The sequence below is a fragment of the Dyadobacter alkalitolerans DSM 23607 genome, from assembly GCF_000428845.1.
Taxonomy (GTDB): Bacteria; Bacteroidota; Bacteroidia; order Cytophagales; family Spirosomataceae; genus Dyadobacter; species Dyadobacter alkalitolerans.
Genome location: NZ_AUAS01000003.1, coordinates 28983 through 39493 on the forward strand (window position 1 = coordinate 28983; position 10511 = coordinate 39493).

The window sequence follows — 10511 nt, forward strand, 5'->3', positions numbered from 1 at the left end:
GAGCCTTTACTTCCTATATTAATTTCAGGGGAAGAAAAGAGGTGCGCAGCACTGTTCCCATAGCACGGAAACCCGGCAATGGTTTTGTGGTGCAAACGGTAGGTGAAGTACAATAGAAATTGATAACCCGACACGCGGAATCTTATCTGCGGGGCTGGAACAATACGACTTTAATATTTTAGGAAAACCGTCGTTAATGCGTAATTGGGAGTGTAGCGACAAATGTCGATTTACAGCTGATGAACACCACTCAAAGTTCAATATACTTCAAATGCAGCACCTTAAACTGTACTTATATTTCAAGTGATGTCAGGGATTCAACTTACCATTATAACCCCCGTGATTCGGCCCAGGTTGGGCAGATCCAAGTGCGAAAAATTAATGCACTAAGGGTTCAGATAATGATGTCCGTAAAAAGGCAAAATGGGTCAAATGTTTTTGAAGGGGATTATGAATGTGAGTTATCGAGGGATTTTAATAACGAAGGTATTATTCTCTTCCATACCTATCCTGGAACAGTTGGGGGATATCACATCAACGAAAAAAGATTTGAGATAAGTGCAGGAAGTAGGCAAGAAGGGCAATACTGCATGGTTTCAAGCTAAGAGATGATTTTTATTTAATGCCAACTCCTTTTGAAAAGAGAACAAACAGTGCTTCTCAGAAAACTTCGGGTATTTTGACACACGAGCAAATCCGTTGACCTGTGAACCGACGTGATAAACTTATTATGCCAAATTGACAAAACCAATGATGTCTTGACGTCCGAATCTTGCAAGACCTTAAATTCCACTCAATTCGCGTTACCAAAGTTCTGAACAAGGCTAGCATAGGGGGCCCGTCGAATATTGTATGGCTGTTGGCATAGTCTTGCCGCGCATCCTATTCAACATAAGTATCACTTAAATATTGTTTCTATGACTGGGTGAGGCCATCCATTGTCTAACAACATGATGCGCATATGCTGCATATGTAAAAGATTGCGCAGCGCTGTTATCATCAGGATTAAGAAATTAATGTTGATCAGATTTTTCGTCCCATCGAACATGCATATGATCCCCACTGATCAGGGTCTGATAACGACCTATATTTTCCGCAATCCTTTTAAAGTGCTGTATAGCAATTATTTGCTATACCACGCTAACTTTTGACGCGGTAAATTTGTGCTGCAGCGATGAGTCAGCATTGTAAAAAATTACACAGCAGGCTGAGATCACGCTGTTTCTTCAAGGCAAATGCCGTTCAAATTCCCAACCCTTTTTTTACTCAATATGAAAGCTCTATACTTTAAGTACCAAATTTTATTAATGGGCAAAAAACTGATTTTGTTATTGGTTTTGGTCAACATGATTTCCGTTTCTCGTGCTCAGCAAAAAATTCCTGGCAGCTCAGTGAATGAGACTGCAAGGGTAAATGCTGATTTTGGAATAATCGTTGTTTCAAAAAAAACACAACCAGAAATTGCTCCCGGTGTCAACTTTACTTTTTTCACGGACATTCCGTCCATCCCATCCTTTGTATTGAATGATGATCCGTCATTCATTTCCATGCGGGATGTAGGCATGGGCGAAAATAACACCATCTGGGCAATCGCTGCTCCGGAATCGGGAACAGGAAACGGAAACATTTATTACAGAAACGCTGGTACCTCAGCGTGGGTGCAGGCGGGAGGCATGGGCACGAGAATCGATGTGAACCTGAATGGGAGGTCAGTGCTGATTAATGACCAAGGTGCTGTTTTCAACTGGAATAGCACTTTAAACACTTTTCAACTATTATCGGCTTCAATAAATGCTGTGGACGTCGGCGTTTCCGCAGGTACTATTCAAAACGCATTTATATTGGTGAGAAATTTTGGATGCCATACCCTCGCTCGTAGTATAGGATCGGGATTTTTCACCGAGTATCCAAATATTTGCGGCACTCGCCTTGACGTAGCTCCGGACGGCTCCGTATATGTGCTTAGCGAACTTGCCGGGGAAGTATACCGCGTAACATTTTCCGGGGACGCCGCGACGATTGCTCAAACGTTTCCTTCCTTGGCATTTAGGGATATTACAGTCGCAGCTGACGGTAAAGTTTGGGCTGTTAATTCGACAACGAGCTATTATCTGGAAAACGGAGTATGGGTTGCTGACCCGAGCAGCAGTGGTATCGGATTCGGAAGCAACCCATCGGGTTTATCAGCAGGGGCCGACGGCGATACACCCATTTTGACGCTGAATGCAGAAGACGATGTGCCCACAAGTGATCGCGGACAAATCATTCAGCGCCGGGAAAACGGCACCTGGATGAACAGCCATAAGGTCCGTCAGTCGGGCACTGCCAACAGTATCGTTTTAAATGTTGCCCCGGGAACTTACAGGGTGGAGGAGAACCCTACACAACCTGCTTGGAAACTGGTCGGCATCAACACAGCGGGCGGTTCGGTAGTCACAAACCTTGATAGTCGCAATGCAACCATCACGGTGGGTGCCGGTCAAACCGTGCATGTCGAGTTTGTCAATGCAGGATATGATTATGGCGATGCAGCTGCTTCCTATGGCACAAAAGCAGCAGACAATGGTGCAGTTCATCAGGTAAACCCTGCTCTTACACTGGGAACTACGATTGATATCGATGCCGATGGCGACACAAATTCGCCTGCAACAGGGGATGATAACACCGGCGCGGATGATGAGGACGGAATTGCATCATTCCCAGTCATTTCGGCGGCTGGTAGCGGCTCATTTACGAATTATACGGTCAAAGTTTCGGCCCGTAACGAAACAGCACTGACCGCGAATCTATGCGGCTGGATTGACTGGAACAATAACGGCACCTTTGAACCGGGAGAAGGGGTTTGTACAACATTGGCCCCAGCTGGTACAGAGGCAACACTGGTGTGGCCGGCTGTAACAATGAGCGGATTTGAGAGCAGGCTAGGGACTTTTGCGAGGTTCCGGCTCACAACGGACGTTTTAACGACTGGCGGAATGACGGGCTTGGCCACCAACGGAGAGGTAGAAGATTACTTTCTACCATTTTCAGATGCAATGCCGGTTACGCTGATAACATTTGAGGCTTCTGCCCTGGAACATGATGTAGCCCTGAAATGGGCGACAGCCGAAGAAACAAACGCGGACCGCTTCGACATTGAGCATAGTATCAATGGTAAAAAATGGAATTTGGTTGGAACGGTGGTTGCAAAAGGTGAAAGCAGCGTTGTGGCAAACTACACATTCGAACACAACGCTCCCGTGAAAGATCGGAATTTTTATCGCCTCAGGATGATTGATCATGATAAAACCTTCTCTTTAAGCAAAATTATCAGTGTTACTTTTGACAAAATATCGACGCTCACCGCTTATCCTAACCCGGCGAGCAATCGGATCGTGATCAGCAGTGATGAACTGGTGAAGCAAGTAACATTACATGCAGTATCAGGAGCAAAAGTATTTGAAAGCAAAGGACATTTCCACAATGGAATCGATGTTTCGAAACTTAGTCAAGGTATGTACGTGATGTCAATCACTCAGTCGGATGGTACGGTCAGGACGCAAAAGGTGCTCATAGCCAGATAGGAACTTAAAAGCCAGACAGGTAAAATGCGCAATGTGGTTGAATGGAGATTCAACCGCATTGCGCATTTTATTGATTATTTGGCTGCCTTCTTTTCCATTCTCACAACCTGATTATCAATTCGTTCTACTGTGTTGAGATAAGCGTAGATCGCATTAAGATCTTCTACTTTCATCCCTCCGTACATGGTCCAGGGCATTGGTGTGTTAATGGCATCCGGTGCCATTTTTGGAGAAACGTAATTGCTGTCAACGAATGCTTTAAAACGGGCCACAAAAGCTTCTTTTGTCCAGTTACCTATTCCTGTTTGCTTGTGCATGGTGATGTTTGGCGAGCGCATAATGCCATTTGGGCCAGCAAATTCCATTCCTCCTCCAAATTCGGTTCCCGCAATTACACTTCCTTTCTCCGTTTTGCTATGACAATCCACGCAACCGGTCGCGGTGATCAGATACTTTCCATAAGCCACCTGATCCGCTTCTGGGGGACGCTTGGTGAGCGAGGCCTTTTCAGGCATTGTGTTGATCAGGATACTAACAGGGAAGTCGGGTTCTGACTCTGGAATATCCTTTTTTATGGCCGGCAGTTCGCGAATGTAGGCGATTACCGAGTAAATATCCTCCTGGTCGAGCTGGCCGAACCGGTGGTAGGCCATTACCGGGAATAATGCTTTACCCTCTTTATTAACACCGGTTGTGACGGCACGGAAAATTTCTCCGTCCGTCCATCCGGCTAGTGTATAGGGTGTGATATTGGGTGCGTAAAATTTGCCTGGAAAGCCCATATCCGGCGTAAAGGCCTCGCCGCCCGCGCCAAATCCGCCCGAAGGCGGTCCGGCATAGCGCGACCAGTCGCGGGTGCTGTGGCAGTCCATACAAACTGTCACGTGATTAGCGAGATACTCTCCCCGCGCCACACGGGCCGCAGTCCGTTCAATTTTAATGTCAGGTGCGGGGCCCGTATCGGGAAGCGCAGTTTTCACATAAACGATGCCTGCCAGAACGATCACAGCCAGGGCGCCGAGTATTTTACCAACGGTTTTAATTGCTTTCACTTGAATGGTCTTTGTAGATTAAGTGAAAGATTTTAATACGACAGCTTGCTGACTGAACCGTCCTGATAGCTAAGCAGATAGTAGGTCTGGCCGCTTCCACGAATGATGTCGGTTGGCCGTGAAAGACCGTCGAGCAATACCTTACCGTCTTCATTGAGCACTTTGCCAGACTTAGCACCAAATCCCATTGCTCCGAAAACACCATGCTGAATGACGATGGGTTTTTTGTTGGCTGAAAGTGTTATGCCGGTCAGCGTCGTGAAGTTAGACTTGTACACATCTACTGCTCCAGAGGTTTTCACCTCAAATATTTTTGCGTTACCTGGTGAAAAAGGGAAACCGGTCAGTGTGCTTACAAGAAATTTGCTTCCATCGTAAACAATGCCGGTTGGCACAGCCTCTACGCCTGCCGCAACATTGGGTATTTTAGCAAACAAACTTAATGCGCCAGTCACCTTATCTCTTTTGATGATGGCATTGCTTCCGGCGTCAACAATGTACATATGATCGTCAGGGCCAAATGTAAAATGGTATGTGTTTGAGTTAATCGGGTTGGTCAAAGCCAGGCTTTCGACATAGCTTCCAATATCTACTGAGTCGATGTCGGCCAGCGCGACGGGGCTATCGCCGGATTTGAAAGATGACACATCCGCTGTGTAGAGGATTCCATTGGAGCCGTGCAAAAAATATATTTTTCCCGCGCGGTAGGCCAAATGGGCAATTCCTTCTATTGACCCTTCCCGCATCAGGGATTGCAGACCGGTAACAAACGTTGTTTTCACACCGGATGGTGTAATCATGGAAACGCTGCCATCATTGCCCTTGCCAGATCCTGCTTCGGTCACCCACAGATTTGCCTTATCATCGGCTGCCAGCCCGATCGGATATTTCAACCCGCTTACAAATATTTCTGAGAACAAGGTTTCCGGTTCAGGCTCGAAAATGTCGTGATCTGTACAAGCCAGGACGAAAGCGAAAACCAGTAATGTTGAAAGTGAGTAAATTAACTTTTTCATTTTTTTTGAAATTAAGGCTGTTTATGGATGATGGTTTTGGGGCTTTGGGTTGCGCGGGCTAAGGAAAACCTGACAGAAAGGCTGGCGAAGCATTTTCACAGACCTCGGAATTCGACATGCTGATTAGAAAAATAACGTTGAGTAAAATCTTAGCGCAAAAGACGATAGGAGCGCGCCAATGCACAATAGCAAATTATTGCTATATCGGCCAATTTAATTTCCAAATCACTTTTGTTGCAGGGGGTTAGAAAAAAGGTTGTTTGTCTTTTAATCGAAGCATCTACTTTTAGTTACATACATCTTACCTCACTTCCGTCTCTTCATGCTGCGAAGACTTTTACAGTTCCAGTTGAATTTGTCTTGCATAAAAATCCACTCGTATGGTCTGCTGCCTTTCCTATTCCTGATTTTTACGAATATTTGCCTTGCACAGGCACCGCAAACGCGTGTAAATATTCAGTTGCTTGGTCCGGAGCAAGGTTTGCCCAGTCGAAATACGCGTTCATTGACCCAGGATGGTCGGGGATTCATGTGGGTGGCCACCGGCCAGGAGCTCTGGCGATATGATGGGTATAGCTTTCAGAATTTTACGGCAATGCTAACCCGCTCCATCGGTGGCGGGACCCTGATTAACCAAATCAAGACGGGGCCAAAAGGCGAGATCTGGGTGGCGCACAATATCGGTGTCAGCATTATTAATCCCCTTAACCTGACCTGCAAGACCATTAATCCTTCTGCTTCTTTTAAAAGTGTTGATTCAAAACAGCATCTGGATGTTTTCTTTGACAGAGATCAGAATGGCTGGGTGTCGATACCCCGTGGGAAGCTTATAAAAATCAATGCAGATTACATCCCCGAAGCCCTGTACACCCCGCCAACAGAAGCCGGGCGTTCCGCGGCTATTGAAAGTCAGGTGACTAAACTTTTTGTTATTAAAAATAATAGGCAATACGCTTTTAGTGACAGTACGTTTCTGGATGAAATGGATGGAAACGCACATTTGTTAAAGAGAACTAATTTGTTGAGCCAGGGCATTGATTCCCGGCAATATGGTGTCTTCAATGTTATGCAGTCTGGCGCTGACACGTTGCAAATATATTACAGACATAAAGCGAGCAAGAAATGCCGGATGCGTAAATACGCTTTCGGAGCGGGAACATTCGGCCCGCTCACGGACTTGGCCTCCCCGATAGCACCTGATTTTATCTATGCTTATCAAAACAGTTACAAGTGGTATAAATCTTCAAAAGAGATTGGTTTTTTAAATCAAAAGACCGGTCAGTTCACGAATCTGACAACACTCCTTTTGCAAAAATCGGGTGCAGATATTTTCTTCTTTGGGGCCTATCTGAGCACGGACGGCAGTTTTTGGGTTTCAGGCGTCAACGGGCTTATCAAGGTTACGCTCACCGAAGAAATTTTCAGACGATACATGAGTGTGCCTTTGGAAAAAACAAGCGATATCGGGACCAGCGTCAGAGGCATTACTGAGGATCATTCCGGAATGATCTGGGCATGTTCTTATGGGTATAACCGGGATGGTTTGCAATATCTGCTTCATCAGATTGATCCCGCGACGCATTTGAGCAGGCATATGCAGCTGCACAGCCAGACCAAGATTTCAAATGAAATGGTGATTCCTTATAAGGTTCTTTTTACCAAAAACGACGTTTATGCGGTTACGGACGGCACACAGTTCCTGAAAATAGATCCGGAGACTGAGGCTTATCATGCGGTCGAGTTTCCTTTTGTAAGCGGCCGAGGATTTACTTCTTTTTATAAACTCAATGATTCTACTTTCTGGACAGGCACCTGGGGTGGAATGGGCGTAATCAGTACGCGGGATCTGAAACCTGTTCTTTTAAATGATAAAGCCGGGCGTTATATCAAAAATGAACGCGTCAACAACTTTATGCGGTGGAAGCAAAACCGTGTTTTAGTCAGTACTACAAATGGCTTATATGTTCTGAATCAGGATGCGAGCATTTTTGAACATTATGGGCAGACAATCGGAGACAGGATCAAACTTCCGGCTTTACAAATTTTTCACACCGTGTGGTTTGAAAATGCGTTATGGGCGGCAACCGGGCAAGGGCTGATTCGCATTGACGTAGATAGCAAAAAAACACAGCTTTTTACCATGCACGACGGCCTTCCTGATAACAATATCTACGCTGCCTTGCCGGACGAGCGGGGAAATCTTTGGCTGAGCACGAACAAAGGTTTGTCTCGATTTGATACAAAAACACGGAAATTTCATAACTACGGGATTTCCGACGGCCTGCCTCACCTTGAATTCAATCATGGGTCCTATCTGAAAGCGAGAGACGGCACACTTTACTTCGGTGGCCTGAACGGCGTTGTTGCATTCAACCCGGAACAGCTTGATTTAAGCTCAAAAAAAGAGCGTGCGTTGCAGCTTATTTCCTATGCTAAATTCGATGCCAGTCGGAACAAGACCGACACGATTACTACGCATCAGGCTGGTCAGCAGATCATCTTCAACCCCGGAGACCGTCTTTTTGCCTTCGCATTCATGAGCCCGGATTACCAGAATACTTCATTAAACCGCTTCCGCTACAAGCTGGAAGGGTGGGGTGATGATCGCTGGCAAATGTTTGAAAATGGAAATAAGTTACTCTTCAACAGCCTGCCGCCCGGAAATTACATGCTTAAAGTGCAGGTTTCTGTGGGAGGTGCGGATTGGAGTAGTCAGGAATGGAAATCATCGATCCAGGTGGTTGCGCCCTGGTATAAATCAATTTGGTTTTACATATTCAGTTTGCTGGGCATCGGCTTGCTGATTTATCTCTTTTATCAAAACCGGCTCCGGCAGATCATGGACATTCAAAAAATCCGCAACGGAATCAGCGCAGATATGCATGATGAGATCGGGAGCACGCTCAGCAGCATTACTTTTTACAGCCAGGCATTGCTGATGCAAATGGAGAAAACCGAACATCAGCAGGTGGTTCAGAAAATAAAGGAAAATGCCCAGCAGGTTCAGGAAGGGCTGAGTGATATCGTATGGAGTGTGAAAGGTGGCAGCGACCAAATCGAGGACGTGTTTGCACGCATGTTTCAATTCGGCAGCACATTGGCAGAATCCAAAGGGTTTGCTTTCAGTTTTGAAGCAGATAGCCAGATCCAAAACCAAAAATTGGATATGCAGACGCGAAAGAACCTGTATTTGATCTTCAAAGAAGCGATGAACAATGCTGCCAAATATTCAAATGCCAGCACGGTGGAAGTATTTACAACGAAGGAAGGCAGCCAGACAAAGCTGACAATCCGTGACAATGGCAACGGATTTGATCCCGAATTTGCCAGAAAAGGTAATGGGCTAGCCAATATGCATCAGCGCGCGGCACAGATGAATGGTCTGCTTACGATCCATTCCGTCATTGACGAGGGCACAACTATTACGCTACTATTTTAGTCCGCTGAAGATGACTAGTATTTGCTATATAGTAGAAGATAGTCGATTATTAATTTTGCAGCATGTTATTTCAATATCATATTAGTGCTGTTAACTTACTGTATGGCGTCAAGGATCACTATTTTCGATGATAATCAGGAGCGGTTAAGCAGCGTTTCCATGCTCCTCAATCTTTCTGAGGGTTTCTTGTGCACCGGAACTTTCCCCAATGCCAATAACCTTTTGGCCAACATCACCGAATCGAAGCCTGACCTTGTGCTCATGGATATCGACATGCCCGGCACAAACGGCATAGATGCAACCGTCCTGATCAGAAGGCATTTCGGCGCATTACCTGTGCTGATCCAAACGAACTTTGAAGAAGACGAGCGGATTTTTGGTAGTCTGCAAGCCGGTGCCAATGGATATCTGTTAAAGAAAACAAGTCCCGAGCGATTTATTGAAAGTTTGCGAGAAGCGCTTGAAGGCGGTGCGCCTATGACCGGCAGCATTGCTACCAAAGTGCTACGTTACTTCTCTGCTCAGACGACAACTAAAAAAGATTACCACCTGACCGAGCGAGAAAGGCACATATTAGGCTTTTTGGTTAAAGGTTACAGCTACAAATTAATTGCCGCTGAATGTGATATTGCTTACAATACGGTCAACAACCATATCCGCAATATCTATGACAAGCTTTACGTAAATAGCGCCACCGAGGCGGTGAGTCTGGCGATCAGGGAAAGGTTGGTCTGATGACCGGGGTTTTGTTGCTTGACGGAAAAATGCCCTTTAATGCAATGCAGAAATTTGTCGATTCGTAAGTGGGCGCTACCGACTGCGGCTGAGCACTTCTTTCCAGACCAAGCGGGCGCGATAACTGATTAGCTAGTACAAGCATCTGCGCATGCAATTCGATCTGAACTGGCTTACGCCCCGCCAAATTAGGCAATGCGAAAGTTAATTGTCCATCGCCGCCAAACATGGTTCCCAACAATTCAAACAATGCAGAATGCTCCGCAATGCGCATTTCCCGGCCGTCACACCTGGCCCAGCCTTCGGGTACATTGCGAGTCGGAATATATTTTATTTCTGCCAGAAAAGGTTCTCTCATGACTATCAGCTAGGGCAAACAGGGATGAATTTCCGCTCAGCTCTTTGGCGCGTATATCCCATACAGTGAAATAATGTAGTTGACATATATATAGGGCTCGCTGCTATCAAAAGGCCTTTCCCCGCCGCCGGGGCCCTCGTCCTGGTGTACCGGCATCTCACCTCTGAGATCGGGAAGGCCAAAGGTTATCAGTCCATCGCCGCCGTATGTGGTTCCCAGCACGTGAAAGAGAAAATGGTTTTCTGCGATGGGAAGCAGCGTCCCATCGCAGAAATGCCAGCCCTCGGGAGCGAATTTCCCGGCGAACATTTTAATTTCGCCAACATAAGGGTAATCCATGGCAAGAAT

The 10511-nt window shown here is 46.1% G+C and carries 8 protein-coding genes; 4 read left to right on the top strand and 4 right to left on the bottom strand.

What is annotated here, in order from left to right:
* The first annotated feature begins 239 nt into the window (after positions 1–239).
* Both G395_RS0105945 and G395_RS28755 read left to right on the top strand, forming a co-directional pair.
* Positions 240–605, top strand: coding sequence for a hypothetical protein (locus G395_RS0105945; protein WP_026629216.1), 366 nt, complete (start codon positions 240–242; stop codon positions 603–605).
* A gap of 741 nt (positions 606–1346) precedes the next feature.
* On the top strand, positions 1347–3563 hold the full coding sequence (locus G395_RS28755; RefSeq protein WP_169720011.1) for a T9SS type A sorting domain-containing protein: 2217 nt from the start codon (positions 1347–1349) through the stop codon (positions 3561–3563).
* A 74-nt stretch (positions 3564–3637) separates the two neighbouring features.
* Here G395_RS28755 and G395_RS0105955 read toward each other — a convergent pair whose 3' ends face one another.
* Positions 3638–4615 carry a c-type cytochrome gene (locus tag G395_RS0105955; protein WP_026629217.1) on the bottom strand — a complete coding sequence of 326 codons (978 nt, stop codon included), beginning with the start codon at positions 4613–4615 and terminating at the stop codon, positions 3638–3640.
* A 32-nt stretch (positions 4616–4647) separates the two neighbouring features.
* Positions 4648–5631, bottom strand: coding sequence for a ScyD/ScyE family protein (locus G395_RS0105960; protein ID WP_026629218.1), 984 nt, complete (start codon positions 5629–5631; stop codon positions 4648–4650).
* Between the two features lie 322 nt (positions 5632–5953).
* On the opposite strand from G395_RS0105960, the gene G395_RS0105965 reads away from it, so the two are divergent.
* Positions 5954–9070 carry a sensor histidine kinase gene (locus tag G395_RS0105965; protein WP_026629219.1) on the top strand — a complete coding sequence of 1039 codons (3117 nt, stop codon included), beginning with the start codon at positions 5954–5956 and terminating at the stop codon, positions 9068–9070.
* A gap of 102 nt (positions 9071–9172) precedes the next feature.
* On the top strand, positions 9173–9805 hold the full coding sequence (locus G395_RS0105970) for a response regulator (RefSeq protein WP_026629220.1): 633 nt from the start codon (positions 9173–9175) through the stop codon (positions 9803–9805).
* Here G395_RS0105970 and G395_RS31585 read toward each other — a convergent pair.
* Positions 9786–10163, bottom strand: coding sequence for a phage tail protein (locus G395_RS31585; RefSeq protein ID WP_084439460.1), 378 nt, complete (start codon positions 10161–10163; stop codon positions 9786–9788). The genes G395_RS0105970 and G395_RS31585 overlap by 20 nt on opposite strands.
* Before the next feature lie 36 nt (positions 10164–10199).
* Entirely contained in the window at positions 10200–10502 is a 303-nt protein-coding gene (locus G395_RS31590; protein WP_084439462.1) for a phage tail protein, read from the bottom strand.
* Between the last annotated feature and the right edge of the window lie 9 nt (positions 10503–10511).

Bases quoted from the DNA above. Each gene is read 5' to 3' on its own strand.
- G395_RS28755 (WP_169720011.1), top strand. From the start codon at position 1,347: ATGATTTCCGTTTCTCGTGCTCAGCAAAAAATTCCTGGCAGCTCAGTG.
- G395_RS31585 (WP_084439460.1), bottom strand. From the start codon at position 10,163: ATGAGAGAACCTTTTCTGGCAGAAATAAAATATATTCCGACTCGCAAT.
- G395_RS0105970 (WP_026629220.1), top strand. From the start codon at position 9,173: ATGGCGTCAAGGATCACTATTTTCGATGATAATCAGGAGCGGTTAAGC.
- G395_RS0105945 (WP_026629216.1), top strand. From the start codon at position 240: ATGAACACCACTCAAAGTTCAATATACTTCAAATGCAGCACCTTAAAC.
- G395_RS31590 (WP_084439462.1), bottom strand. From the start codon at position 10,502: ATGGATTACCCTTATGTTGGCGAAATTAAAATGTTCGCCGGGAAATTC.
- G395_RS0105965 (WP_026629219.1), top strand. From the start codon at position 5,954: ATGCTGCGAAGACTTTTACAGTTCCAGTTGAATTTGTCTTGCATAAAA.
- G395_RS0105960 (WP_026629218.1), bottom strand. From the start codon at position 5,631: ATGAAAAAGTTAATTTACTCACTTTCAACATTACTGGTTTTCGCTTTC.